This window comes from Paraburkholderia sp. SIMBA_053 (assembly GCF_046534895.1).
Taxonomy (GTDB): domain Bacteria; phylum Pseudomonadota; class Gammaproteobacteria; order Burkholderiales; family Burkholderiaceae; genus Paraburkholderia; species Paraburkholderia caledonica.
The window spans coordinates 832,347-858,213 of sequence record NZ_JAWRXU010000001.1; the positions used below are offsets into that span (position 1 = coordinate 832,347).

Below are 25,867 nucleotides of genomic sequence, written 5' to 3' on the forward strand. Positions count from 1 at the left end.
TTCAGCGCACGATGAGCCTGAGCGACTGCACAAGCACCTGCAAGAGCCGCTTCAGTTCGCGGCGAGTTCGAGCGGTTCTGGCGCGCCCGCCGATATGAACACGCCCCGATCCGTCACCGACTCAAAGCACGCTCGCGCGGCCTTCCTGACAGCCTGCCGGCTGGACGTCGAAACGCCGAAGCCAGGCAATGTCAGCGTGGATAGCGAAGGCCATGGCATGAGCGCGACGCAGTTCGTTGCCAGCGCCGACGCGGCCGCCGACGCGCTGTTCGCGCGCGGCATGCCCGTCGGCCAGCGCCTGCTCGATGCTGTCACGCGCACGCGCGCCACGGTCGGCTGCAATACGAACCTGGGCATCCTGCTGCTGGTCGCTCCTCTCGCCGCAGCGCTCGAAGAAACCGCGCACCCGCTGTCGGCCCACGCGTGGCACGCGGCAACCGGGCGCGTGCTCGCGCGCCTCGATATCGACGACTCCCGCCTCGCATACCGCGCGATCGCGCTTGCCAATCCGGGCGGTCTCGGCGAGGCTCCCGAGCAATCGGTGCACGACGCGCCGACAGTCGCGTTGCGCGCCGCGATGGCACTCGCCGCCTCGCGCGACAGCATCGCGCGCCAGTACGCCGAGGGCTTCCGCGACATTTTCGAAACCGGCCTCGCCGCGTGGCGCGAAGTTCCAGCCGACGATCCGCGCATCGCCACGCTGAACGTGTACCTCACGTTCCTGAGCACGTGGCCCGACTCGCACATTGTGCGTAAGCACGGACTTGGGGTGGCGCAGAGTGTCACGCGAACGGCACGCGAGCGGCACGCGCAATGGCGCCGCACGCTCACGCAAACGAGCGCCGCCGCGGGCAATCAGCCCCTCGATACATGGGATGCCGAAATGAAAGCGGCTGCCATCAATCCCGGTACCAGCGCGGACCTGACGGTGGCGACGCTGTTCGTCGCACTTTGCCTAGATGAGCCGGGCACCTCAAACGGCGCGCCATCCGAGGCTGACGCGCCCCGCACTGGCACGGATTCTGTTAGTTAATGCCACCGTGCATCAACCGCTGCCAGGCGATCGCGGACCAGGACCGCTCAGGCGGCGTGTCAGTCAGTCGGCAAGTCCCCATTCCACTCATCGGAGGAACAGCATGGCCAAGATCAACCGCGTCCTGATAGGCGAGTCGCTCGTCGGCGACGGCAACGAGGTCGCACACATCGACTTGCTGATGGGACCGCGAGGTTCCGCTGCGGAAACCGCATTCTGTCATGCGCTAACCAACAATAAGGATGGCTTCACATCGCTGCTCGCGGTCGTCGCGCCGAATCTGCTCACCAAGCCCAACACGATCCTTTTCAACAAGGTCACGATCAAGGGCGCGAAACAGGCGGTGCAGATGTTCGGGCCGGCGCAGCATGCCGTCGCGCTCGCTGTCGCCGACAGCGTCGAGGACGGCACGATCCCGCAGGACGAGGCGGACGACCTGTTCCTATGCGTCGGCGTCTTTATTCACTGGCAGGCGGACGACGACAAGAAGATTCAGGAGTACAACTACAAGGCGACGCGCGAGGCGATCCAGCGTGCCGTCAAAGGCGAACCGAGCGCTGCGGAGGTCGTGTCGAAGAAGAGCAGCGTCGCGCATCCGTTCGCTCCGAACTGATGACTCACGGCCCGCGCGGACACAGCCGCAAAACGGGTCCGCGCGGGCCTCGCATGATGCCATCGTGCAATTGCTCTCACAGAGGCATGAGATGACCCTACGATGTCGCGCGCTGGCGGCCTTTGCCTGCATTGCGCTTGCCGCGCCGCTCGCCTGGGCGGACGGCGATCCGCAACAAACGCCGGCGCCGTCGTCAGGCTACAACTACCCGACGCAGGGACGCGTCGAATATGTGCTGTCCTGCATGGACGACAACGGGCACGATTTCGCGAACGTCTATAAATGCTCGTGTGTGATCGACAAGATGGCGACCGCGCTCCCGTATGACGAGTTCGTCGATCAATCCACCTTCGCCAAGTATGCGACGCTCGGCGGCGAAGGCGGCTCGGAGTTCCGGGTCGACCACGCGAAAGCGCAGACGAAGAAATTCCGCACGTTGCAAGCGGACGCCTACCGCAGTTGCGGACTGGGCAGCGATAAAACCGCGGCGTCTAAATAGCGGATGTGGCAGGTTAACCCGGAGTGGGCGCGGGTGCGCCCGGACGATGCATGGTCCGGGCTTCGCGGGTTCAGTCCGGAATCAGCCCCTCGCCAAGCGACGCATAACTCGCAGGTCCACCCGCTTTTGGCATATCGCTGCGCTGCCGCTCGATCTGCACGCCGACGGCGGCTACGTCGTCGAATTTTGCCGGTTTAGCGAGCGACACGCGGACCCAGTGCGCGCCGAAATCGGTGATCAGCAGGCGCGCCACCGCTTCGGCAAGCGCTTCGAGTAGACGCACACCGTGCGACTCCAGCAGCGCATGCAACGCGCTGCGCACCGCAGCATAGTTGATCGTGTCCTCGATGCGATCCGTCGTACAGGCGCGAATCGCGGGCACGCCGATCGCGAGGTTCATCCGCACGGACTGCGGCACATGCAACTCGCTGCTGTCGATACCTATAATCGTCTGACCGATAAAGTTCTCGATAAACACGATGTCCATGCGCTTGGGCGTGCCCGAGGTTAGGCCTTCCGAAGGCGCACCCCAGGGCATACCCGCGCGAGGCGCCTGCGCATCGGCGGCGCAGAAGCTGGCAAGGCGAACGGTATCGATACGGTCCATGGTGTACTCCGCCGCGTAGCGGCAACAAGTTAAGAGACGCAACCCGGGTAAACGCAAAGCAACACATAATGACTCGCGCGCGAAGCGCTCTGTGCCGCGCAACGTCAATGCAGGCCCCGGGCAGGGCATGCCGACATTAAAAGCAAAAAGCGGGCACACCTTGTACTATTGATGCGACTTCTTATTGAACGTGAGCGACATCGAGCGTAAAGTTTTAAGCCAACGCCTGACAGTAAACGGAAACAGCGGGCGTATTACTCAGTGCGCATACGGACAGGGCACGACACAGAAGCCGCGGCGCCAGGGGATGACATTATCGATAAAGCGGCACTCGTGACACGCAGGCGAAGCCCACGCGAATGCAACACTTCGCAAGGCAACGTTCGGCGCGCGTGAAGTTGCCGCAACGGAGACGAACCCCATGTCGTTGCTTGCTGACAGCTCCATGCACGTCCGTGAAATTCTCAACGTCGTCAATCATCAACTGGCGACACGTCCGACGAGCGAGCCAGTCGCTCAATCGTGGGCGCGTTGTGTCAACGAGTTTCAGCTCGACCCTTCCCGCTTTGTCACGCCGCCCATCCTGACGGACTACGAACTAAGCTCGCGCCGTGAGGCCATGGGCGATCTGATCGCGTGTTCGAAGCTGGAAATGACCACGCTTTATCAACAGCTGGCCGATCCCGAACTTGCCGTGGTGCTGGTCGACTCGGGCGGCGTGATCGTCCACCAGGTGTCGTCGGTACCGTTCGCGGAAGCGGTCGCCTCCGACGGCTTCCGCGTCGGCGCGCTGTGGAGCGAGCGCGAAGCTGGCACCAACGGAATGGGCACGTGCCTCGCCGAACGCGATTGCATCGCCGTCTGCCAGCACGAGCATTTCTATCCGCGCTACACGTCGCTCACCTGCTCCGCCGCGCCGATCTTCGACGACCGCGGCGAGATTGCCGGCGTACTCGACGTCACGAGCCGCTCGAAACTGCTGCAGCAGCACTCGCTGGTGCTCGTCGGCATGTCGCGCCAGATGATCGAAAACCGCTTGCTCGACGCACGCTATCGTCATGCGAACATGATTCACTTTCACAGCCGCCCGGAATTCGTCGGCACACTGCATGGCGGAAAGCTCGCAGTGGCGGACGACAGTACCGTGCTGGCGGCGAACCGCAGCGCCCTCTTCCAGCTCGGCTTCCGCTCGCTTAGCGAACTGCGCGGACGGCGTATCGAGGAGGCGTTCAACGCGTCGCTCGAAGACATGATCGCGCGCAGCATTCGCGGCTCGTTTCATCCGGTCACCGTGTACAGCGCCAACGCGACGAACCGCTTTTTCTTGGTCGCGCAGACTGCGCAAAATGCGGCGGCACGCGGCACGCGCGTCGCCGTGACAGCGCCCGTGGCGCGCACGAGCGCACCCGAAAAGCGCCCACCGCCGGCCCGGCTCGATGAAATCGCGCATCTGGAGTTCGGCGATCCACGCATGGCCTCGCAGATCCAGCTAGGCGTGCGCGTGGTCCAACGCAAGATTCCGATCATCCTCAGAGGGCAAACGGGCACCGGCAAGGAAGTCTTCGCGCAGGCGTTGCATAGCATCAGCCCGCATTCGTCGGGGCCGTTCGTGCCGGTGAATTGCGCGTCGTTGCCGGAGAACCTGATCGAAAGCGAACTGTTCGGCTATCGTGCGGGCGCGTTCACCGGCGCTCAGCGCGAAGGACGCCGTGGCAAGATCGTGCAGGCCAACGGCGGCACGCTGTTTCTGGACGAGATCGGCGACATGCCGCTCGCGTTGCAGGCGCGGCTACTGCGTGTGATCGAAGAGCACGAGGTCACGCCGCTCGGCGCGGAAACTACCGTCAAGGTCAATTTCCAGCTGATCAGCGCAAGCCACCGCAATCTGCTCGAGCTCGTGCACGGCGGGCAGTTCCGTGAGGATCTGTATTACCGGCTGAAGGGCGTCGAACTAAATCTGCCGCCGCTCGCCGAGCGCGTCGACAAGCTGCCGCTAATTCATCATCTGCTCGAGGCGGAAACCGATAACGATCCGCCGGAGCTAACGAAAGAAGCCGAGCAGGCGTTGTTGAGCTATGCATGGCCTGGCAACATCCGTCAGTTGCGACATGTGCTGCAGATGGCGATTGCGCTATGCGACGGACAACCGATCCGCTGCGAAGATCTGCCCGTGGAAGTCACGCAGCGCGATCCGCTGGTGACGACGCCCGCCGTGTCTCACCCGGTTGCGCAGCCGGCGCCCCATCCGGACGACGACCCCGATCTTTCCGCGCTGAACGCAATCCAGTTGAACGAACGTGGGACCGTTCTTGCGATGCTCGAAGAAAATCGCTGGAACGTGAGTAACGTGGCGAAGGCGCTGGGCATCAGCCGCAATACGCTGTATCGCAAGATGCGCCGGCTGCAAATCCGTCTGTCGCATGACGGCTCGGGGCACGACGGCACCGATCTGGACGACCCAGCCGACGAACAGTCCTTTGACGGCACGCCGCCCGACGGTTCGCCGCACGCTCATAGCGCATGACCCAGGCGCCCGCTCGCAAGCTCGCCGATTTCAAGCCTGACGCGCGTTTTGCGTGGTGCGTGACGGGCTCGGGCCATCTGCTTGAAGAGTCGATCGAGCTCGCGCTGGCTTTGCCGCGCACGGACCTTTTTCTCTCCGCCGCAGCCGAGGAAGTCCTGCCGCTTTACGGCTGGAAACTGCCCAGACTGCGCGAGCGCTTCAACGTGTTCCGCGACAAGAGCGCGAGCGGCGTGCCGGTCGGCATGCTGTATCACGGCATGTATCACACTGTCATCATCGCGCCGGCCACCAGCAACACGGTGGCCAAATGCGCGTTCGGCATCTCCGACACGCTGCCCACCAACATGTACGCGCAGGCTGGCAAGCAGTGCATTCCGGGCATCGTCTTTGCATGCGACACGGAACCGACGGTCGTCACACAAAGCCCGAACGAATGGGTCGAACTAAGACCGCGAACGATCGAACTCGACAACGTGGAGCGCCTGTCGCGCATCGAATACACGACGGTCGTGCGCTCGCTGGATGAACTGAAGACGGCGCTCGATCAACGCCTCGCGACGCTCGGCCTGGTATGACCCTGCCACTCGGCGCTCACTGACATGGACCACATCGTCTTCCTGACCGGCCGGCTCGCCGAGAAGAGCCTGCTCCGCGTGCTCGAAAGCATGGCGCCGGCGCCGTTCAGTTGGGAAATCCGCGAAATCGGTCTGCAAGTCGCCGCACTGATGACGGCCGACATGATCCGGCGCCGCGTGCCAGCGCCGCTCGCGGCACAGCGCGTGATCGTGCCAGGTCGATGCCGAGGCGACCTCGCGGCGCTGACCGAACACTATGGCGTGCCGTTCGAACGCGGCCCGGAAGAAGTGAAAGACCTGCCGCAGTTCTTCGGCCGCGAGGCAAAGCCGGTGGACCTCTCGCGCTACGAAACCGAGATCTTCGCGGAGATCGTCGACGCGCCGCGCCTCGACCTGGACGGCATTGCCGCGCGTGCTCGCGACTATGCCGCACAGGGCGCGAATGTGATCGACTTGGGCTGCTTGCCGGAAACACCATTCCCGCATCTCGAAGACGCGGTACGCCGGCTGAAGTCCGAAGGCTATCGCGTGAGCGTCGATTCGATGCACACCGACGAGTTGCTGCGCGGCGGCCGCGCAGGCGCCGACTATCTGATGAGCCTGAACCTCGACACGCTGTGGATCGCGGACGAAGTGCCGTCTACGCCGATTCTCGTCGCACGCGATTCACGCGATCCCGCTTCGCTCGACGCAGCCATCGAGCGGTTCACCGCGCGCGGCCGCGCTTTTCTTGCCGATCCGATTCTCGATCCGATCCCGTTCGGCCTCGCTACGTCGATCGCGCGTTACGTGAGACTGCGCGAACGCTATCCAGACGTTGCGATCATGATGGGCATCGGCAACGTGACCGAGTTGACCGAAGCGGACACCAGCGGCATTAACGCCGTGTTGCTCGGCATGGCGGCGGAGCTTCGTGTGAGTGCGGTGCTTACCACGTCCGTCAGTCTGCATGCTCGGCGGGCCGTGCGCGAAGCCGACATTGCGCGTCGTGTGATGCATGCCGCCCGCGAAGCGCAGGTGCTGCCCAAGGGCATCGACGGCGATCTTGCGACAGTGCATGCGAAGCGCCCGTTTCCATACAGTCCCGCCGAGATCGACGAATTTGCCCGGCAGGTGCGCGACCCGAATTTCCGCGTGCAGGTGAGCGCCGAAGCCATTCACGTCTACAACCGCGACGGCCATCTTCGTGGCGGCGATCCATTCGAGTTCTATCCCAACCTTCATCTGGAAGCAGACGGCGGCCACGCGTTCTATATGGGCGTGCAGCTTGCACGCGCCGAGATCGCGTGGCGGCTCGGCAAGCGCTTCGACCAGGATCAGCCGCTCGACTGGGGCTGCGCCGTCGATCGGCCCGATCAGGACCTGTCCGCCTGGTGCGCGCCCGGCGAGACGATGAAAAAACGGTGAGCCCGCACGGTACGACCGTTCAGCGCGCTTCCGCTAACGCTTCGTTCGCTTCGCTCAGCTGCGCGAGCGCGGCACGCATCGCGCCCATGGCCTGCGCATAGTCGTCGGCGCCGAAGACCGCCGAGCCGGCCACGAACACGTCGGCACCCGCCGCCGCGATCGGTGCGATGTTCGACGCCTTCACGCCACCGTCCACTTCGATCAGCAACGCGCGTCCGGTGCGCTGCATGGTTGCGTCGACGCGTTCGCGCAGTACCCGTAGCTTCTCTAGCGTCTCGGGAATAAAGGCCTGGCCGCCGAAGCCGGGATTCACCGACATGACCAGTATCACGTCGAGCCGCTCGATCACATGGTCGAGCACTGCGAGCGGCGTCGCAGGATTGAGCGCGAGTCCGACGCGCGCGCCGTGCGTCTTGATCAGTTCGATGGTCCGATGGACATGCAGCGATGCTTCCGGATGAAAGCTGATCGTGTTCGCACCGGCTTCCGCAAAGCTGATGACGAGCGGATCGACCGGCATGGTCATCAGATGCACGTCGATCGGCACGCGCGTATGCGGCCGGATCGCCGCGCAAACGAGTGGCCCGACCGTGAGATTCGGCACGTAATGGTTGTCCATTACATCGAGATGAATCCAGTCGGCGCCGGCTGCGGTGACGTCGCGAATCTCTTCGGCGAGACGCGCAAAGTCGGCAGACAGCAGCGAAGGGGCAATCAGAAAATCACGCATGCCGGTCTCCTTGCTCAGTGATATCGGCGCGCCATCGCGTCGAGCGGCAATGGCTTGATGCGCGGCGCCTGCCCGGCGCAGCCGAATGCCTCGAAGCGCTCCACGCAAACACCGCGCGCGGCCGCCGTTGCGGCCTTCAACGCGGCGCGCGGATCGAACTCGGCCCGCGCGTTCGCCAGCGACTTGCGCATTGCGCCACTCATTGCGAGCCGGATGTCGGTGTCGATATTCACCTTGCGTACTCCGTGCGCAATGCCGCGCTGGATTTCTTCGACCGGTACGCCGTACGTGGTGGGAATCTCGCCGCCGTATTCACGGATTATCGCGAGCCATTCCTGCGGCACCGACGACGAACCGTGCATCACGAGATGCGTGTTCGGAATCCGCTCATGAATTTCGACGATCCGGCCGATGGCGAGAATATCGCCGGTCGGTTCCCGGCTGAATTTATAGGCGCCGTGCGAGGTGCCGATCGCAATCGCCAATGCGTCGACGCCAGTGGATTCCACGAAAATCTGCGCCTCGCGCGGATCGGTCAGCAGATCGTCGCGCGTGAGCTGCCCTTGCGCGCCAACGCCGTCTTCCTCGCCGGCCATACCGGTTTCCAGCGACCCGAGACAACCGAGTTCTCCTTCGACGGAAACACCCACCGCATGCGCTGCGTCCACCACGCGCCGGCTCACGTCGACGTTGTAGTCATAAGTTGCGGGTGTTTTCTGATCGGGCAGCAACGAGCCGTCCATCATCACGGATGTAAAGCCCGAACGGATTGCCTGCTGACACACCGCCGGACTCGCGCCGTGGTCCTGATGCAGCACGAGCGGAATGTCCGGATGCGCTTCGAGTGCGGCCAGCACGAGGTGGCGCAGATAAGGCTCCCCCGCATACTTGCGCGCGCCCGCCGACGCCTGCAATATCACCGGACTCGCGGTTTCTTCCGCGGCCTGCATGATCGCGTGAATCTGCTCCATGTTGTTGACGTTGAACGCGGGCACGCCGTAGCCGTGCTCGGCCGCGTGATCCAATAGTTGACGCAGTGCTATGAAGGCCATTGCAAACTCCTCGAAGACGAATCGAATTCTGTTCACCTAGCGTGCAGCACGACGCGACGGGCTTCGTCCACCACAGCCTGCGCGGTCAACTGGAAATGGTCGAACAGATCGGCGGCCGGGGCGGATTCGCCAAAGGTGTCGATACCTACCACGCCCCCTTCCAGACCCACGTACTGACGCCAGAACGCGCGCACGCCCGCTTCCACTGCGACGCGCGGCACGCCGGGCGGCAACACTGCATCGCGCCATGTATCGGACTGCCGGTCGAACACGCTCGTCGACGGCATCGACACGACGCGAGCAGCGATACCCAGGGCAGCGAGCGGCGCAATCGCGTCGAGCGCGAGAGAAACTTCGGATCCCGTAGCGATCAGTATCACCCGCGACTCTACGTGCGGATGCGCGGACTCCGACGCATCGTGCCAGTCCCGCAGCACATAACCACCCCGCTCGATCGCGTCGATCTGCTCGCTCTCCCGTGCAACAAACGGCAGGTTCTGCCGGCTCAGCAGGAGGCACGACGGTCCCTCGCGCTCTACCGCGCTAGCCCACGCACGAGCAGTCTCTACCGTGTCGCACGGACGCCAGACGTCGAGTCCGGGAATCAGCCGCAAGCTCGCTGCGTGTTCGATCGACTGATGAGTCGGCCCGTCTTCTCCAAGGCCGATCGAGTCGTGCGTGAACACGAAGATCGAGCGCGTCTTCATCAGCGCGGCCATGCGGAGCGCGTTGCGCGAGTAGTCAGAAAACGTGAGGAAAGTGCCGCCAAATGCTATATGCCCGCGATGCAGCGCGATACCGTTGATCGCCGCGCTCATGCCGAACTCGCGCACGCCGTAGTGCAGATAGTTGCCGCCTTGCAGGCCGGCTTCGTCGGCGTGAATGTCCACAGCGGCAGGCCAGTTGGTGAGATTCGAGCCGGTCAGATCGGCCGAGCCGCCCAGCAATTCCGGCAACGCGCGGGCGAGGACGGCGATGCTCTGCTGCGACGCCTTGCGCGTCGCGATGGATTGAGCCGCGCTGTCAGCGTCGCGCAGCATCGCGCGAACCGTATCGCTCCAATGCGCGGGGAGCGCGCCTCGCGTTCTGCGCTCGAATTCGGCAGCCTCGTGCGGATAGTGCTCGCGATAGGCTTCGAAGCGGCGCTTCCAGTCCGCCTCCGCGGCCTCGCCGCGCCCGCTCGCATCCCACTGCGCGCGGATCTCTTGCGGAATCGCAAAGGGCGGATGCGGCCAGCCCAGTGCGCGCCGCGTTTTCTCTGCCTCTTCAGCGCCGAGCGGTGCGCCGTGCACGTCGTGCGTGCCTGCTTTTGACGGAAACCCTTTGCCTATTACCGTCCTACAACAAATCAACGTGGGCTTGCCAGCCGCGCGCGCGTCTTGCAGCGCGAGGTCGACAGCGTCGACGTCATGGCCGTCCACGTCGCGCACCACGTTCCAGCCGTATGCGGCGAAACGCGCGGGCGTGTCGTCGCTGAACCACTGCGCGACATGTCCGTCGATGGAGATGCCGTTGTCGTCGTAAAGCACCGTGAGCTTGTCGAGCTTCAGCGTTCCCGCGAGCGACGCCGCTTCGTGCGAGATACCTTCCATCAGGCAGCCGTCGCCGGCAAACACATACGTGCGATGATCGACGATCGTATGACCGGGCCGGTTGAATTCGCGCGCGAGCAGTGCCTCGGCGAGCGCCATGCCGACCGCGTTAGCGAGGCCCTGTCCGAGCGGACCGGTCGTCGTCTCGACACCCGGCGTTACGCCAACCTCGGGGTGTCCCGGCGTCCTGCTATGCAATTGACGGAAGCGCTTCAGTTCGTCAATAGCAAGGTCGTAGCCCGTGAGATGCAGCAGTCCGTACAACAGCATCGAGCCATGTCCGTTCGACAGCACGAAGCGGTCACGATCGGGCCATGCCGGATTGCGCGGATTGTGTTTCAGATGCCGGTCCCATAGCGCGACGGCGATCTCTGCCATGCCAAGCGGCATGCCGGGGTGGCCTGACTTCGCCGCTTCGACGGCGTCGATCGCGAGCATGCGCAGCGCGTTGGCCATCACGCGGGTCTCAGGATATGCAATGGATTCTGCGACGGCACTCATCGAATGTCTCCTTCAAAACCTGCACTGAATGTCTCGCTGCAAAGCCGGAGCGTGGAAGGCTCAGACCCTTGCGGCTCATGCCGCTTCGACTCATGCCCTTGATCGCCGGTCGATCAGTTGCAGAATCATCGGCGTGAAGATGAGTTGCATGGCGAGCCCCATCTTGCCGCCCGGAACGACGATCACGTTGGGACGCGACATGAAGGAGTCGTGCAGCATCGTCAGCAGGTACTGGAAGTCGATACCTTTGGGCCGCGCGAAGCGGATCACGACAAAGCTCTCGTCGGGCTGAGGAATTTCGCGCGCGATGAACGGGTTCGACGTATCCACAGTCGGCACACGCTGAAAATTCACGTGCGTGCGCGAGAATTGCGGACATATGTAGTTCACGTAATCAGGCATACGCCGCAGGATCGTATCGACCACCGCCTCGTGCGAGTAACCGCGCATGGTCTGATCGCGATGCAGTTTCTGAATCCATTCGAGATTGATGATCGGCACGACGCCGATCAGAAGATCGGCATGCCGCGCGATGTCGATGCGATCGGTCACTGCCGCGCCGTGCAAGCCCTCGTAGAACATCAGGTTCGTGCCGGGCTGCACGTCTTCCCACGGTGTGAACGTCCCGGCATCCTGCTTGTAGAGCCGCACTTCAGTTTCGTCGTGCACGTAGTGGCGAAATTTGCCGGTGCCGTTCTCGCCATAGCTCGCGAACAGCGCCTCCAGTTCTTCGAGCAGATTTGCCTCTGGTCCGAAATGGCTGAAGTTCGGTACGCCGTCGCGCTCGTGCTGCTTCATCGCTTCGCGCATGCCGTTGCGGTCGTAACGATGAAAGGCGTCGCCTTCCACGATCTGTGCGTTGATCTTCTCGCGCCTGAAGATATGGGTGAAGCTCTTCATCACGGTTGTGGTGCCGGCGCCGCTCGAACCGGTCACCGCGATGATCGGGTGTTTGACTGACATGCGTTTGTCTCCGGATAGTAGTGTTCTGTTCGGCCGGTTGTGCGAGCCTTGGCGTCTTGCGCTCAGGCGGTGAAACCCGGCAGAAAAAGCGAGCGGCGGCCAAAGAGCGGCGACGTGAATGGCCGATCTTCGCCACGGTCGTATTCGCCGTGATAGCGGCCAATGCGCTCCACTTCGTTGCGCGAGCCGAGAATCACCGGTACGCGCCCATGCAGCGCATGCGGCACCACGTCGAGAATGCGCTCGCGGCCCGTGATGGAAAGGCCGCCAGCCTGTTCGACCAGAAAGCTCATCGGGTTTGCTTCATACAGCAGCCGCAGGCGTCCTTCCATGACCGGCGTTTTCGAGTCGCGCGGATACATGAACACGCCGCCGCGCATCAGGATGCGATGCACCTCCGCGACCATCGAGGCAATCCAGCGCATGTTGAAGTCCTCTGTACGGCAACCCGTGCGGCCGTCCTTACATTCCTGCACGTAGCGGCGCACGGGCGGCTCCCAGAAGCGTTCGTTCGACGCGTTGATCGCGAACTCGGCGGTGTTCTCCGGAATGCGAATGTTCGAATGCGTAAGCACGAAATTGCCGATCTCCCGTTCGAGCGTGAAGCCATGCGTGCCGTTGCCGACCGAAAGCACGAGCATCGTCGAAGGGCCGTAAATCGCGTAGCCCGCCGCGACCTGCTCGCGCCCCGGCCTGAGAAACGCGGATTCGCCGACCGGTCGATCCGTGTCGGCGGAACGCTCATCCACATTGCGCAGCACCGAAAAAATCGAACCGACCACGCCGTTGATGTCGATATTCGACGAGCCGTCGAGCGGATCGAACGCGAGCAGATAGTCGCCGCGCGGGTAGCCTTGCGGAATCGTGTAGACGCTCTCCATTTCTTCGGAGGCCATCGCGGCAAGCAGCCCGTCCCACTCGCACTGCTGCACGAAGATTTCGTTGGTGGCGACGTCGAGCTTCTTCTGCTCCTCGCCATGTGTGTTGATGCTTTGCGCCGACCCGTAATTGCCGCCGAGCGCCCCCTTGGTCAGCATCGCGGAGATCGACTTGATGGCCGCGGCTACGTCGATCAGCAGCGCGGATAGCCCGGCGTTCTGTGCCGTTCCCGCCGTGCAAGGCTGGCGGTCGAGCGTGTCGATGAGAAACTTCGAAAGGGTCGTGCGTCCGTCTTGCATGGCGATCTCCTGAGGTTGTTCTGTTTCAGCCTGGCGGCGCCGTTACGGCTCGCGACGCAGCGGCGCCCGACTCAGCGGCTCCCGGCTCATCCGCGCCCGACGGAAGAAAGGGCCCGGACGGCTCGGCGTTTTGCGCGAGCGGCTCGGCGAATACGCGGCTTGCGCGAATGTCTTCGGTCGTGATGAGTGTCAACGCGGCCGCGTCGATCGGCGCGCCGCCCTGCATCGCGGCGGCGAAAAGACGATTCGCCTGGCGCAGCCGCGAGCGGTCCAGCGCGTTGCGCACCGAGCGCGCATTGGCGAAATTCGGCTGACGGGTGCGCCGCGCGAGGTAATCCGCGAAAGCGCGCCGTGAATCGGTGTCGAAGCGGTAATTCAAGGTCGAGAGCATGCGCTCGGCAATGTCGAGCAGTTCGGCGTCGCCGTAATCGGGAAACGTGATGTGATGCGCAATGCGCGAGCGAAAACCCGGATTGCTTTCGAAGAACACTTCCATGCGCGACGCGTAGCCGGCGAGGATCACCACCAGATCGTCGCGCTGGTTTTCCATTGTCTGCAGCAGAATTTCTATGGCTTCCTGTCCGTAGTCCCGTTCGTTCTCGGGGCGATACAGGTAATACGCTTCGTCGATGAACAGCACGCCGCCCATCGCGCGCTTCAGCACATCGCGCGTTTTCGGCGCGGTATGGCCAATGTACTGGCCGACCAGATCGTCGCGCGTGACGGAGACGAGATGATTGCGGCGAATGTAGCCAAGCCGATGCAGCACCTCGGCCATGCGTAGTGCCACCGTCGTTTTGCCGGTGCCGGGATTGCCAGAGAAGCACATATGCAGCGTCGGCGCGCCGCTCGCGAGACCGAGCGATTCGCGCGCCCGTTCGACGAGCAGATGCGCGGCGATCTCGCGAATGCGCGTTTTCACCGGCGCGAGGCCGACGAGATCACGGTCGAGTTCCGCGAGCACGTCGCCGATGCCGGAATCGCGATAAAGCGCGGCGAGGTCGATATGCGGCGGCAACACACGGCTCGCGTGCTTTGCCGCGTGGTCGTCCGGTGCGTCGTGCCCGGCTGCGGACGACGGTGCGTCGGCGTCAATAACGGCAGCTTCGGTCATGCTTTCTCCCTCCGGTCATCGCGCTTTAGTCGCGCATTTGCGGCACCTCATTACGCTCCCGTCGCCGCTATCAGCGCGCCGGGCCGTAGCGCTCGCCCGATGGCCTGTCGCTCGCGTAGCCCGACAACCCATATCGCTGCACACGCCCGGGTCCATCATTACGCGTAAGCCGGAAACCCGGCTCGTCATCGGGCCGGTTGACGATGAACGACAGCCGCATCGTCTCGAATCCGCGCACCGAGTCGAACGCGTTGACCTTGATGTAGTGCTGCGGCCGCGCGGCGCGGCACGCCTTCACTTCCTGCAGCACGCCGGCCGCATCGTGCAGGTCGAACATCGGCAGCCCCCACATTTCCCAATACGTGTTGCGCGGATGCGGGTCATCGGTGAATTCGACGGAACAGGCCCAGCCCTGGCCGAGCGCGTAGTCGATCTGCAAACCGATCTCTTCGTCCGTGAGTTCCGGCAAGAAAGAAAACGTGCCTTGTGTAATGCGCATGACGTACCTCGCGATTGATTGACTGCAACGTTCAGACGGCGCACACGGTCTCCCGCGCAGTGCGTCGGCACTGCTGCGAACCTGCGCCGGGAATCTTTCGATGCGCCGCTTATGCCGCGGTCGGCGTGGCGGCGAAATCCGGTGAATCGGTCGATGCGTAGTTGAAGCTCACGTCGCGCCAGGTATCGAGCGCCTGCTTCAGCGGCCCGCACCAGCGCGCCGCGGCCTCCAGAATGTCCGGGCCTTCGTGACGAATGTCGCGTCCTTCGTTACGCGCTTTCACCATCGCCTCGAGTGCGACGCGATTGGCCACGGCGCCCGCCTGAATGCCGCCAGGGTGACCGATGGTGCCGCCACCGAACTGCAGGATCGCGTCGTCGCCGAACAGGTCGAGCAGTTGATGCATCTGTCCCGCGTGAATGCCGCCCGAGGCCACCGGCATTACCTTGCGCAAGCCCGCCCATGGCTGCTCGAAGAATATGCCGCGCGACAGGTCGACTTCGTTGCGCGCCTCGCGGCACACGTTGTAAAACCCCTGCACGGTCAGTGGATCGCCTTCGAGCTTGCCCACCGCCGTGCCCGCATGCGCATGGTCGACACCCGCCATGCGCAGCCACTTCGCGATCACGCGAAACGAAATGCCGTGATTGCGCTGACGCGTGTATGTGCTGTGCCCCGCCCGATGCAGGTGCAGAATCATGTCGTTTCTGCGAGCCCAGCGCGACATCGACTGAATCGCGGTCCAACCGATCACAAGGTCGATCATCACGATGCATGAACCCAGTTCCTTCGCAAATTCGGCGCGCTCATACATTTCCTCCATCGTGCCCGCCGTTACGTTCAGGTAGTGGCCCTTGACCTCGCCGGTCTCCGCTTGCGCGCGGTTCACCGCCTCCATGGAAAACAGAAAGCGGTCGCGCCAGTGCATGAAAGCCTGCGAGTTGATGTTCTCGTCGTCCTTCAGAAAATCGAGGCCGCCGCGCAAACCTTCGTACACGACGCGGCCATAGTTCTTGCCCGACAAACCGAGTTTGGGCTTGACGGTGGCGCCCAGCAGCGGACGGCCATACTTGTCGAGCCGCTCGCGTTCGACGACGATTCCCGTCGGCGGTCCCTGGAAGGTCTTCAGATAAGCGACAGGTATGCGCATGTCTTCGAGCCGCAGCGCTTTCAGCGGTTTGAAGCCGAATACGTTGCCGATGATCGACGCCGTCAGGTTCGCGATCGACCCTTCTTCGAACAGATCGAGTTCATACGCGATGTACGCAAAGTACTGCGGCTCGGCCGCGTTCGACGCGGGCACCGGATCGACCCGATACGCTTTTGCGCGGTACATGTCGCACGCAGTCAACCGGTCGGTCCACACCACGGTCCATGTTGCCGTTGACGATTCGCCGGCCACTGCCGCCGCAGCCTCTTCCGGCTCGACGCCCGGTTGCGGCGTGATGCGAAAGAGTGCGATCACGTCCGTGTCTTTCGGCGTGTAATCCGGTTGCCAGTAGCCCATCTCGCGATACTTCATGACGCCGGCGGCATAGCGCTCGCGCGCATTGCCCGCATCGCGCGGCTTGTGCAGGGACTCGATCACCGGTTGACTGAAATCGTTCATGACGTATCCTCGATTGTGAACAGGCGCGCTGCCGGAAGAACGAAGCGCTTGAGTGCACTGTAGGCAAGGACGTCATGGTTGAGAATTCACGATTTTATTTGGCAGACTTAATCGATCCGTTATCGATCGCATATCGTGGAGTGCGCTTTCGGCAAGTGCGAAGAAAGGAACCTGTCACCCACTCGTATGCAACTTGCTTCAGTGAAATCGCGGCGTAAGCATAATGCCGGCTCCGCGCTCCTGAACGGCCGCCGAAAGTGTGAAGTTGCATGCGCGCCGTATGTGACACGCGCATCAGGGTCTTTCGTGCGCGGTGGAACACTTTGCTGCATTATCGGAACAGTGCGCCGCGCAAGAAGCTCGTGCGGCGCCCGTGCCGCGCGGGCCTGCCCGCCGCCGTTATTCGGCGAACGCTGTATTGCGGCGCGGCATAGGCTGCTCCAGTCTTCGTTGCCGGTCCGGCACGGAGCTTGCGTAGTCGATTACGCCAATGCAGTCCGGCAGTGTGTCGGGCCGACGGCGCAACGCTGTATCAACTCGATGGAGGAAGCACCTTATGCAATGGACGATTCCGAGCTACACCGATATGCGTTTTGGTTTCGAAATCACGATGTATATCGCTACGCGTTAAAGCCCGCATGGGCCGCGTGATGCGGCCCCTCTGCGGATCGATTGTTAATCGTTAGCTGAACGGGCGGCCTAGAGCGCTGCCAGGACACGCGTTCCCATCCATGATTCACGAAACGATCGTCACTACGGCAGCGTGCGATGGCCGTCCTCATGTCGCGCCGATGGGAGCCCGTTACGAGGGCGAGTTCGCCATTCTCTCGCCGTTCCGTCCGTCCGTGACGCTCGACAATATTGTCGCCTCGCGCGCGGCGGTCCTCAATTTCACTACGGATGTCCGCATCTTTGCCGGCTGCGTCACGCATTGCGCGACCGATTGGCCGACGCTCGCGGCAAGCCATGTGGCAGGCGTGCGGCTCGCCGAGTCGCTTGCGCATGCCGAACTCGAACTCGATGAATTGCGTGACGACAACGAGCGCCCGGTACTGCGCATGAAATGCGTGTACCGCGAAACGCATGCGCCGTTCGCCGGTTTCAACCGCGCGCAGGCCGCCGTGGTGGAAGGCGCAATTCTCGTGAGCCGGCTCTTCATGCTGCCGGCCGACAAGGTCGATCGCGAAATGGCGTATCTGCAGATCGCCATCGACAAAACAGCCGGCGACGCCGAACGCACCGCGTGGGGCTGGCTCACCGCCGCGATCGCGCGGCACCGCGAACGTCTTGCATCGCCGGGTGGCCAGGCCGCCTGACACGTATTAGTTGCGTACCACTCGCGTTTTTCCCGCTTTTTTCGGAGAACACCGATGACCGCATTGCTTGCGAGCGTCCGCTCGTACGACGAAGCATTGGATGCCGCCCGCGCAGGCGCCGATCTGATCGACCTGAAGGAACCGCACGCGGGCGCGCTGGGCGGGCTCGATATCGGCGACATCGCGCGGATCGTGCGCGAGCTTCGCGCCCGTTATCCGGTCAAGCCGATTAGCGCGACGATCGGCGATTTGCCTGCGGACGCGCTGGATGAAATCGCCGCGCGCGTGATCGAAGTGAGCGACACGGGCGTCGATTACGTGAAAGTAGGTGTGACGCCTGGACCGGCCGCCCGCCGTTGCCTCGACCAACTGGCGAACCTGCCGGCGGCTGTCGTGCCGGTGTTGCTTTGCGATGGCGGCATGAACGGCGAGTTGGCCGCGCACGCGGCGTCGCTCGGTTTTGTCGGCGTGATGTTCGACACCTCCGCCAAAGACGGCAGCACGCTGTTCGATCATGTGGACACCGACACGCTCGGGCGATGGCTGCGGCTCACGCGCGAACGAGGCGGAATGTGCGGCGTTGCCGGTTCGCTCGGCTGGGCGCAGCTGGAACAGATTCGCGCGCTCGCGCCTGACGTGGCGGGTTTTCGGACCGCATTGTGCGTCGACGGCAGGCGTTCGCGGCTCGACCCGCAGCGCGTCGCGCAATGGGCGGACGCATTGCATCGCGGCTCAGGCAATGTTGGCGCGGCCGGTATAGCGGCGGATCGGGCTGCGGCCGACGCGGTCCGCGTATAGCACGCTGCATGGGCGGCATGGCTGAATGCGCTCTATGCCCTAACCTCGGCTCGGCTAGATTGGCAAGCTCACCGCCTCTGCGAGGCAGCTGAGTCAGATCACCGGCGTATTCAGCAACCGGTCGCGCATCAGTTCGACATTGTCCTTATTGAACAGCTCGACGACGTAGTTCGCCTCGTTCACGTAATCGACAAAGCTTCGATCTACCACGCCCGCGGCTGCAAGCGTCTCGAGCCGTTCGTTTCCCAGGATCGGGCAGGACTTCACGACGATCAGCCGCTCGGCGTTCAGCATCGTCGAGAGCCACGCGGCCAGGCTGTCGGAAGTTGTGTCCCAGTTGCTCATCGCGTCGGGCGTGTGGCGCATCAGCGCAGTCGGCACCCACACGGCGACGTGGCCGTCGCGCAGCGCGCGACGGATCTTCGCCTCGCTGGAGGCGAGCACGAGTTCGGGCAAGACTCCTTGCATGAGGAGCGCGTATTGCGTCATGGCCAGCAAACACATGTTGTGCGCGGCGAGGTCGTCGAAGCTCCACTCGCTTTGATACTGCCGCACCTTGTCCGCGAAATCGCCGCCGCCCGGAACGATGACGACGCGCCCGCCCCCCACTTCGCATAGCTCGATGAGCCATTGGCGCAGCGCCGGCTCATGACTCAGGCTGCCCCCGATCTTGACCACCCACATGATCGTTGTCCTCGTTTGCGATTAACCTCGTTTGCTTGTCCGCTTGCCTGCTGGCCCGCCTGTTTGCTCTTTGCGCCCGCCTCCTCCGGATGTCTCATGTGGTTCATGCGGCGCGTGTAGCCGCATCGACGCTTCGAACGCCGCCGCCGGCCTGCGCATAACGCGTCGCCGCGAGTAGCCCCACCGCCACGCTCGGCGCACACGTCGCTATCCAGTCCGCCTGATCGGCCGCGCCTCCCGCCAGCGAGCCGAAATCCATATAGCCGCGCGCCTCTTCACGCGCGAGCGCCGCCGCCAGAAAGCGTCCGCAGCCAGCGCCCACGAGCGGTGCGGCGGCAAGCTCGGGATGCGCCGCCGTCACGCGTGTCAGGTTGGCACCGATCTCGCGCAGCTGCAGCTCGCGCCAACGCTGCGCGAACGCGCGCCATTCGGGGGGGCTCGCTTCATGCGCGTCGCGGCCGATCATCCGCGCGAGCCGCCTTCTGCTAGCGAGTTCGTCTTTCGGGCCGTTGTCGGCGCTCGGGTAAAGGTCGTATTGCGGCGCGAGTTCGCTGGTGAGGCGGTAGACGTCTGCGGTGGTCGCGAACCATTCGTTCATCACGTTGACCGCCGCCCCGCCGAACTCGATGCGCTGCGCGATTCCGCACAACGGCGTGCGCACGACGCCCTGATAGACGAGTTCACCGGTCGCGAGCCGCCCTGCATCCGTCGATGCACGCGCAACGACTCTCCCGTTCGCAAGCGGAATGATGTCGGTCGTCGTGCTGCCGATGTCGATCAGCAATGCATTCGGTACGCGCGTCGCTATCCAGCGAGCGGTCGCCAGCCAGTTCGCCGACGCGACGCTGCGCCAGCCGGCCGCGCACGTCTGCGCCGTCAACCAACCAGACTCGCCCGCATAGAAAGCGACGCGTGGCCCGAGCCGTTGGGCGAGCGCCGCTGCGATTGCCCGCACGCCTTGCGCGCGGTCCTCGAAAAGATCGACCATCTCGCCCGTCATCGTCACGGCGTGGCGCGCCGCGTAGGTTTTCGCGACCGGCCAGCGTTCGAACACGAGGTCGATGGTGCGTTCGAGATGTTCGAGCCCTTGCCACAATGGGCAAGCCCACTGCGCGACCTCGAGCACGACGCCGCTCGCATCGTTCATCGACACCTTGACGTGCGCGCCGCCGACGTCCCAGCCGAACACCGGCGCGGCGCTCACGGGGTTCATGCGCGGCGCGTTCATGGCCGAACTCCGCAAAGAGGCCGGGCGTCGTGGGCGCGCGCCGCCGCAGCCGTAGGTCGGCCGCCTGTTGCCGATTCGCCCGGCCCGCGCGATTCGCCTGATTGGCCGGTTTCACGGGTTTCACCGGTTTCACCGGTTTCATCGGTTTTGCCCGGCTGAACGCGCACGCCATGCGCGGCCAGCAAAGCCGCCGCGAGATTGCCCCCCAGCGCGGCGGAAAGGCCTGCATAAGCCACAGTGAGACGCGGATTGACTTCGATGACGACCGGCCCACGCGACGGATGCCACACCACGTCGATGCCCGCAAAGCCGCGCAGCCCGGGCATCGCCGTCGCGACGCGTTTCGCAAGCTCGCGCAGCGCCTCGCCCTGCTCGCCCGCCGTGTCGATCTGATTGACCGCCACACCGTCGAATTCGACGATGCGCGCATGCTGCCCATGCGCCTTGCCTTCGCTCAAGCCAATCTGCTGCCGGTTGATGCTGACCAGTTCGACGCGCTCGCCATCGCAGATCAGAGAAAGACTGAGCGGCTCGCCGTCGACCCACTCCTGCAATACCGGGTTGCGCCCTTGCGCCGCGCGTGCGTCGAATTCGGCGCAAGCCTGCGCGAAATCGTCGAACAGGAATGTGTCGAGTCCGCCCGCGCCGTCGTCGGGTTTGACGACCCATTTGTTGCCCGTGTGGGTCACCGCCTGGCCGGGTTCGATGGCCGGCGTGGTCGCGATGCCGCGCGCCGCCAGACAGGCCGCCGTCGCGCTCTTGCTCGACGCGACGCGAATCGCCTCTTTCGCACAGCCGAGCCAGCGCGCCGCGCCGACCGCGTCGTACAGATGCAGCAGCAAGCCGTCGCATTCCGGCGCGATGATGCATGCGTAGTCGTGCTCGCGGGCCACGCGCGCGACGAAGGCCGTCATCGATTCACCGGGCGCGGCCATACAATGAGCCAACGCGGGATCGACGGTCTCGAAGCGCGAACTCGCAAAGCTGACCTGAACGCCGTCGAGTTCGCGCAGGTCCGCGACCAGCGCGTCGCGCATCACGCGGCCTTCGACGATCAGCGCGCTCAGGTCGGCGAGGCTGCCAGCCCCAGCAAGCGCGGGGTCGATGCCGCCGCCGGTGAGATACTCGAAGACAAAGATCTTGGTCAAAGGATGCGCCCCTATGCAGGTGATACCGGTTCTCGATCTGCTCGACGGCCACGTCGTTCGTGCGGTGCGCGGCGAACGGACTGCCTATCTGCCGATACGCTCGTCGCTGACGGCCACCAGCGAGCCGCTTGCCGTCGCCCGCGCGCTGCTTGTTGCGAGCGGCGCGCGCACGCTCTATATCGCCGACCTTGGCGCCATCCTCCAACAGGGCGCCCACATTCAAACGCTCACTGCTCTGCATGCCGCGCTGCCGGGCATCGACATCTGGCTCGACGCTGGCTACGCCGACTACGCGTCGATGCTCGCGCTCTTCGACCGTATCGACGCTGGCAGCAAGGCCGCGACCCACGATCTGGCGACGCTCGTGCCGGTGTTCGGCACCGAATCGCTGCAAGACCCGCAAGCCCTGCACGCCGCCGAAACCGCCGGGCTCTCGCCGCTACTCTCACTCGACCATCGCGCCGGTCAACTGCTGACAGCCGCAACACCCTCCGACATCTCGACACTCACGCCCGCGTCGTGGCCGCGAAGAGTGATCGCGATGACACTCGATCAGGTTGGCAGCTACGACGGCCCGGATCTCGCCACTTTCGAGCGTGTTCGCGCCACTGCTCCAGCCCATACAGACGTGATCGGCGCAGGCGGGATTCGCCATCGCGACGACATCGAGGCGGCGGCTCGCACCGGCGCAAGCGCGTGGCTCGTGGCGTCTGCGCTGCACGACGGCCGCGTCGGCATGCCGCTCGCCGCATCCACGTAGGCGAGCAAAACAAGTTCCATGCCAATCGGCGAACGGGGTGTGGCGGTAAACAAACGGCAAGGTTTGTCGAGCTTTAAAGAGCCGCGCGTGACACTCTGCTCCAGAACGACACACAACCTGTGCGCTGCGTCAGAGTTGCGCGGCCTGTGGTGACAAGGTCGCGAGCCCTCGGCCCTTGGTCGCGTCTCGCCCAGTCTCCGCGATCCAGCGAACGAGAGCTTGCATAGGCAGCCGGAGCGCTACGTGCCGCCGCTCACGCTGTGCAGTCCGACGCATCGGCATGGAGCTTGCTAAATGTCGCCCCATGCACCTCTCGCCCACTGACCCGTCGACGACCATGCCTTCAGGCGCGGCCCACGTGCCCGCCGCGTCGATCACACGCGACTGGACCTGCCCGTTCTGTCCGCTGCTATGCGACGACCTTGCGATCGAATCGCGTGGCGACGCAACGCTCGCCGTGCAGAACACCGACTGCCCTCGCCTCTTGCAAGCGCTCGCGTGCTACGGTGCGGCAGATGAGCAGTGCGGTGCGAGCGTTGACGGACACGACGTGGAACTGGACGCAGCGCTGACTCATGCGGCGCGGATTCTGTCGTCGGCCCGGCGTCCGCTGTTCGGCGGATTGTCGACCGATGTGGCAGGTGCGCGTGCGTTGTACACGCTTGCTGCAGGCTGCGGCGCGATCCTCGATCATCAGCATGGCGATGCGATGAGCGCGGCCACGCTCGCCTTGCAGGACCGCGGCTCGTTTTTCACGACGCTTTCCGAAGTGCGCTCCCGCGCCGATCTGCTGATTTTTTTCGGCTGTCAGCCGTCGCGCCGCTATCCGCGCTTCTTCGCCCGCACGATTGAAGGAACCGACACGGCGCGCGAACTGGTGTTCGTCGGCTGCGAGCCCGATCCGGCGGCAAGCCGGCTCGCGAACACGCGAGTCGAGTCGATCCTGCCGGACGCCGATCCGTTCGATACGCTCGCGCTGTGGTCAACCATCAGCGACGCGCGTGTGCCAAACGCCTTCCCTGAAGACATTGCAGATGCCCAGGACTCGAAGCAGTCGCTCGACGTGTTGCAGGCGCTTCAGGCTCGCATCGCGGCGGCGCGGTACGCCGTATTCGTTTATGAACCCGCTTCGTTGCCCGGCCCGCATGCCGCACTGTTGATCGAAGCGCTGAACCGGATCGTCAAGGCGTCGAATCTGAAGTCGCGCGCGGGCGGCCTCGCGCTCGGCGGCGACGACGGCGCGCTGAGCGTCAACCAGACCGTCACGTGGCTCTCGGGCCTGCCGCTTCGCACGCGGGTCTCAAAGCCAGCACGCACCGCCGGCACCGCACCGCTCGATCACGACCCGTATCGCTATCGCACCGAACGGCTGCTCGCCGATGGCGAAATCGACGCGCTGCTGTGGGTCGCCAGTTTCGCGCCGCCCGCATGGCCCGAAGCATTGCCTCAAGACCTGCCGACCATCGTGCTCGGCCACCCCGCTCTCGCGCAGATCGCGGCGGCGCGTGGCGAGGGCACCGTGTTCATTCCGGTCGCCACACCTGGCGTCGATAGCGGCGGGCATCTGTTCCGGGTCGACAGTTCGGTGGTGATGCCGCTCGCCGCCGCGCGCGGCGCGCCGCTTGCCACGGTCGCGACCGTGGCGGCGCAGCTTGCCGCGCGGATACCCACCAGCTTCCCAGCGCCTGATCCAGCACCTTCCGCCGCGCAGGTGCGGCCATGACGCTGATCCGGCTCAAGGGCGGCACGGTTTTCGATCCAGCCAACGGCATCGACGGCGAGCGCCGCGACCTGGCCATTCGCGACGGCCGCATCGTCGATGTGCCTGCCAACGTCCCGGCCGACAGCGAATACGACGCCACCGGCATGATCGTAATGGCGGGCGGCATCGACATGCATTCGCATATTGGCGGCGGCAAGACGAATCTGTCGCGCCTTCTGCTGCCCGAGGATCACCGCGACGACCCCGTGCGCGACGCAGCCTATGAGTCCGTGCAGGACGCAAGCGGCCGCTATCTGAGGCTGCCTTCGTGCGGCGTCTGCGCGCCCGGCACGCTGGCAACCGGCTACCGTTACGCGGAAATGGGCTACACCGCAGCGTTCGAGCCGGCGATGATGCCGTCCAACGCGCGGCACACGCACCTGGAGATGGGCGACACGCCGATCATCGATCACGGCGCCTACGTGATGCTTGGCAACGACGAACTGTTCCTGCAGATGCTCGCCGCGCGCGACGACTTCGAGCGCCTGCGCGACTATGTCGGCTGGACGATCCATTCCAGCAAGGCGCTTGGCGTCAAGGTCGTGAACCCCGGCGGCATTTCCGCCTTCAAGTTCAACCAGCGCGCGTTGAATGTCGACGAACCGCACGTGCATTACGGCATCACGCCGCGCGACGTGCTGCACACGTTGACGCGCGCGCTGACCGAGTTGCGCGTGCCGCATCCGCTGCATGTGCATGCGAGCAATCTCGGCGTGCCCGGCAACATCGATTCGACCATCGCGACGATGGATGCCGCCGACGGTCTCCCCGTGCACCTCACTCATATTCAGTTTCACAGCTATGGCGTGGAAGGACCGCTGAAATTCTCGTCGGGCGCGCGCCAGATCGCGGAGGCCGTGAACGCGCGGCCGAACGTGTCGATCGACGTCGGCCAGATTATCTTCGGCCAGACCGTGACGGCCTCCGGCGACACGATGATGCAGTTCCGCAACGCGCCGCTCGCCCGGCCGCACAAGTGGGTGGTGGGCGACATCGAATGCGACGCCGGTTGCGGCGTGGTGCCGTTCCGCTATCGCGAGCAGAGCTATGTGAATGCATTGCAGTGGATCATCGGGCTGGAGATTTTTCTTCTCGTGGACGATCCGTGGCGCGTCGCCATGACCACCGATCATCCCAACGGCGGCCCCTTCACGAGCTATCCGCATCTGATCCGTCTCTTGATGGACAAATCGTTTCGCGACGAACAACTGGCGAAGCTCCATGCCGACGCGCAAGTGGCGAGTGCGTTACCGCAACTGACACGCGAGTTCTCGCTGTACGAGATCGCAATCATCACGCGTGCGGGACCGGCGCGCCTGCTCGGCTTGCGCGACCGCGGCCATCTCGGCGTGGGCGCGGCGGCGGACATTGCCGTCTATCGCGACAATCCGGACCGCGAACGGATGTTCACGTCGCCCGCTTACGTGTTCAAGGACGGCGAGCTGGTGGCGCGCGACGGCACGCTCGTCGCGACCCCGACGGGCGGCATCCACTTCGTGTCGCCGGAATTCGACCGGGGCATCGAGAAGCGGATACGCGCCTACAGCGAAAAAAATCTCGCGAGCAACTTCGCGCATGCGGCAATCAGCGACGACGAAATCTGCAACTGCTGCCGCGGCGGCAAGCTGCTGCCGGTCGAATGCTTTGCGCACGGTTGACATGGCTGACCTGAACA

At 64.2% G+C, this 25,867-nt stretch carries 24 protein-coding genes; 12 read left to right on the forward strand and 12 right to left on the reverse strand.

All coding sequences use genetic code 11. From position 1 onward, the window contains the following. Positions 1 to 94: 94 nt before the first annotated feature. The 3 genes from SB753_RS03835 (at position 95) to SB753_RS03845 (ending at position 2,145) form a co-directional block, all read left to right on the forward strand. Positions 95 to 1,033 (forward strand): triphosphoribosyl-dephospho-CoA synthase, encoded by a 939-nt coding sequence (locus SB753_RS03835; RefSeq protein WP_410799044.1) that lies wholly within the window; start codon positions 95 to 97, stop codon positions 1,031 to 1,033. A 103-nt stretch (positions 1,034 to 1,136) separates the two neighbouring features. Further along, positions 1,137 to 1,646, forward strand: coding sequence for a formaldehyde-activating enzyme (fae, locus tag SB753_RS03840; RefSeq protein ID WP_020066330.1), 510 nt, complete (start codon positions 1,137 to 1,139; stop codon positions 1,644 to 1,646). A gap of 91 nt (positions 1,647 to 1,737) precedes the next feature. Further along, positions 1,738 to 2,145 (forward strand): hypothetical protein, encoded by a 408-nt coding sequence (locus SB753_RS03845; protein WP_020066331.1) that lies wholly within the window; start codon positions 1,738 to 1,740, stop codon positions 2,143 to 2,145. A gap of 70 nt (positions 2,146 to 2,215) precedes the next feature. Here SB753_RS03845 and SB753_RS03850 read toward each other — a convergent pair whose 3' ends face one another. Beyond that, complete coding sequence (locus SB753_RS03850; protein ID WP_020066332.1) at positions 2,216 to 2,752, reverse strand: dihydroneopterin aldolase; 537 nt, start codon at positions 2,750 to 2,752, stop codon at positions 2,216 to 2,218. A gap of 421 nt (positions 2,753 to 3,173) precedes the next feature. Here SB753_RS03850 and SB753_RS03855 point away from each other — a divergent pair, with 421 nt between their 5' ends. The 3 genes from SB753_RS03855 to SB753_RS03865 are packed head-to-tail and all read left to right on the forward strand — an operon-like array spanning position 3,174 to position 7,258. Further along, complete coding sequence (locus tag SB753_RS03855) at positions 3,174 to 5,276, forward strand: sigma-54-dependent Fis family transcriptional regulator (protein ID WP_410799045.1); 2,103 nt, start codon at positions 3,174 to 3,176, stop codon at positions 5,274 to 5,276. Beyond that, the gene (locus SB753_RS03860) at positions 5,273 to 5,851 is read left to right on the forward strand and encodes a flavoprotein (protein ID WP_410799047.1); all 579 of its coding nucleotides are present in this window, start codon (positions 5,273 to 5,275) and stop codon (positions 5,849 to 5,851) included. The genes SB753_RS03855 and SB753_RS03860 overlap by 4 nt, the downstream gene beginning before the upstream one ends. Positions 5,852 to 5,875: 24 nt before the next feature. Further along, positions 5,876 to 7,258 carry a DUF6513 domain-containing protein gene (locus SB753_RS03865; protein ID WP_410799049.1) on the forward strand — a complete coding sequence of 461 codons (1,383 nt, stop codon included), beginning with the start codon at positions 5,876 to 5,878 and terminating at the stop codon, positions 7,256 to 7,258. A gap of 19 nt (positions 7,259 to 7,277) precedes the next feature. Here the strand turns inward: SB753_RS03865 and rpe are convergent, their stop codons facing one another. From rpe to SB753_RS03905, 8 genes are all read right to left on the reverse strand, one after another. Continuing rightward, a complete protein-coding gene (gene rpe / locus SB753_RS03870; RefSeq protein WP_410799050.1) occupies positions 7,278 to 7,988 on the reverse strand; it encodes a ribulose-phosphate 3-epimerase in 711 nt (236 codons plus the stop codon). Between the two features lie 14 nt (positions 7,989 to 8,002). Beyond that, positions 8,003 to 9,040, reverse strand: a complete 1,038-nt coding sequence (gene fba / locus SB753_RS03875; RefSeq protein ID WP_087753392.1) for a class II fructose-bisphosphate aldolase — start codon at positions 9,038 to 9,040, stop codon at positions 8,003 to 8,005. 32 nt (positions 9,041 to 9,072) lie between these two features. After that, positions 9,073 to 11,133 (reverse strand): transketolase, encoded by a 2,061-nt coding sequence (gene tkt / locus SB753_RS03880; protein ID WP_410799051.1) that lies wholly within the window; start codon positions 11,131 to 11,133, stop codon positions 9,073 to 9,075. 90 nt (positions 11,134 to 11,223) lie between these two features. Continuing rightward, positions 11,224 to 12,096 carry a phosphoribulokinase gene (locus tag SB753_RS03885; protein WP_020066339.1) on the reverse strand — a complete coding sequence of 291 codons (873 nt, stop codon included), beginning with the start codon at positions 12,094 to 12,096 and terminating at the stop codon, positions 11,224 to 11,226. A gap of 62 nt (positions 12,097 to 12,158) precedes the next feature. Then, the gene (locus SB753_RS03890) at positions 12,159 to 13,274 is read right to left on the reverse strand and encodes a class 1 fructose-bisphosphatase (protein ID WP_027775927.1); all 1,116 of its coding nucleotides are present in this window, start codon (positions 13,272 to 13,274) and stop codon (positions 12,159 to 12,161) included. 25 nt (positions 13,275 to 13,299) lie between these two features. Then, complete coding sequence (cbbX, locus tag SB753_RS03895) at positions 13,300 to 14,388, reverse strand: CbbX protein (RefSeq protein WP_410799053.1); 1,089 nt, start codon at positions 14,386 to 14,388, stop codon at positions 13,300 to 13,302. A gap of 70 nt (positions 14,389 to 14,458) precedes the next feature. After that, entirely contained in the window at positions 14,459 to 14,887 is a 429-nt protein-coding gene (locus SB753_RS03900; protein ID WP_410799055.1) for a ribulose bisphosphate carboxylase small subunit, read from the reverse strand. 109 nt (positions 14,888 to 14,996) lie between these two features. After that, positions 14,997 to 16,496 carry a ribulose-bisphosphate carboxylase large subunit gene (locus tag SB753_RS03905; RefSeq protein WP_020066343.1) on the reverse strand — a complete coding sequence of 500 codons (1,500 nt, stop codon included), beginning with the start codon at positions 16,494 to 16,496 and terminating at the stop codon, positions 14,997 to 14,999. Between the two features lie 556 nt (positions 16,497 to 17,052). Between SB753_RS03905 and pqqA the strand changes: the two genes are divergently transcribed. The 3 genes from pqqA to SB753_RS03920 all read left to right on the forward strand — a co-directional run bounded on the left by pqqA (position 17,053) and on the right by SB753_RS03920 (position 18,610). Further along, positions 17,053 to 17,127, forward strand: a complete 75-nt coding sequence (gene pqqA, locus SB753_RS03910) for a pyrroloquinoline quinone precursor peptide PqqA (RefSeq protein ID WP_410799612.1) — start codon at positions 17,053 to 17,055, stop codon at positions 17,125 to 17,127. 100 nt (positions 17,128 to 17,227) lie between these two features. Beyond that, positions 17,228 to 17,812: a DUF447 domain-containing protein gene (locus SB753_RS03915; RefSeq protein WP_410799057.1), complete on the forward strand. Its 585-nt coding sequence runs from the start codon at positions 17,228 to 17,230 to the stop codon at positions 17,810 to 17,812. A gap of 54 nt (positions 17,813 to 17,866) precedes the next feature. Continuing rightward, entirely contained in the window at positions 17,867 to 18,610 is a 744-nt protein-coding gene (locus tag SB753_RS03920; protein ID WP_410799058.1) for a (5-formylfuran-3-yl)methyl phosphate synthase, read from the forward strand. 93 nt (positions 18,611 to 18,703) lie between these two features. On the opposite strand, the gene SB753_RS03925 is transcribed toward SB753_RS03920, so the two are convergent. The 3 genes from SB753_RS03925 to SB753_RS03935 all read right to left on the reverse strand — a co-directional run bounded on the left by SB753_RS03925 (position 18,704) and on the right by SB753_RS03935 (position 21,670). Next, positions 18,704 to 19,294 carry an aspartate kinase gene (locus SB753_RS03925; RefSeq protein WP_410799060.1) on the reverse strand — a complete coding sequence of 197 codons (591 nt, stop codon included), beginning with the start codon at positions 19,292 to 19,294 and terminating at the stop codon, positions 18,704 to 18,706. A 103-nt stretch (positions 19,295 to 19,397) separates the two neighbouring features. Further along, entirely contained in the window at positions 19,398 to 20,522 is a 1,125-nt protein-coding gene (locus SB753_RS03930; protein WP_410799062.1) for a hydantoinase/oxoprolinase family protein, read from the reverse strand. Further along, positions 20,519 to 21,670: an ATP-grasp domain-containing protein gene (locus tag SB753_RS03935; RefSeq protein ID WP_410799064.1), complete on the reverse strand. Its 1,152-nt coding sequence runs from the start codon at positions 21,668 to 21,670 to the stop codon at positions 20,519 to 20,521. Before SB753_RS03935 ends, SB753_RS03930 begins: the two co-directional genes overlap by 4 nt. A 13-nt stretch (positions 21,671 to 21,683) precedes the next feature. On the opposite strand from SB753_RS03935, the gene SB753_RS03940 reads away from it, so the two are divergent. The 3 genes from SB753_RS03940 (at position 21,684) to SB753_RS03950 (ending at position 25,850) form a co-directional block, all read left to right on the forward strand. Continuing rightward, positions 21,684 to 22,430, forward strand: coding sequence for a HisA/HisF-related TIM barrel protein (locus SB753_RS03940; RefSeq protein WP_408474285.1), 747 nt, complete (start codon positions 21,684 to 21,686; stop codon positions 22,428 to 22,430). A 304-nt stretch (positions 22,431 to 22,734) separates the two neighbouring features. Continuing rightward, positions 22,735 to 24,153 (forward strand): formylmethanofuran dehydrogenase, encoded by a 1,419-nt coding sequence (locus SB753_RS03945; protein ID WP_410799066.1) that lies wholly within the window; start codon positions 22,735 to 22,737, stop codon positions 24,151 to 24,153. Beyond that, complete coding sequence (locus tag SB753_RS03950) at positions 24,150 to 25,850, forward strand: formylmethanofuran dehydrogenase subunit A (RefSeq protein ID WP_410799068.1); 1,701 nt, start codon at positions 24,150 to 24,152, stop codon at positions 25,848 to 25,850. The genes SB753_RS03945 and SB753_RS03950 overlap by 4 nt, the downstream gene beginning before the upstream one ends. The last annotated feature ends 17 nt before the right edge of the window (positions 25,851 to 25,867 follow it).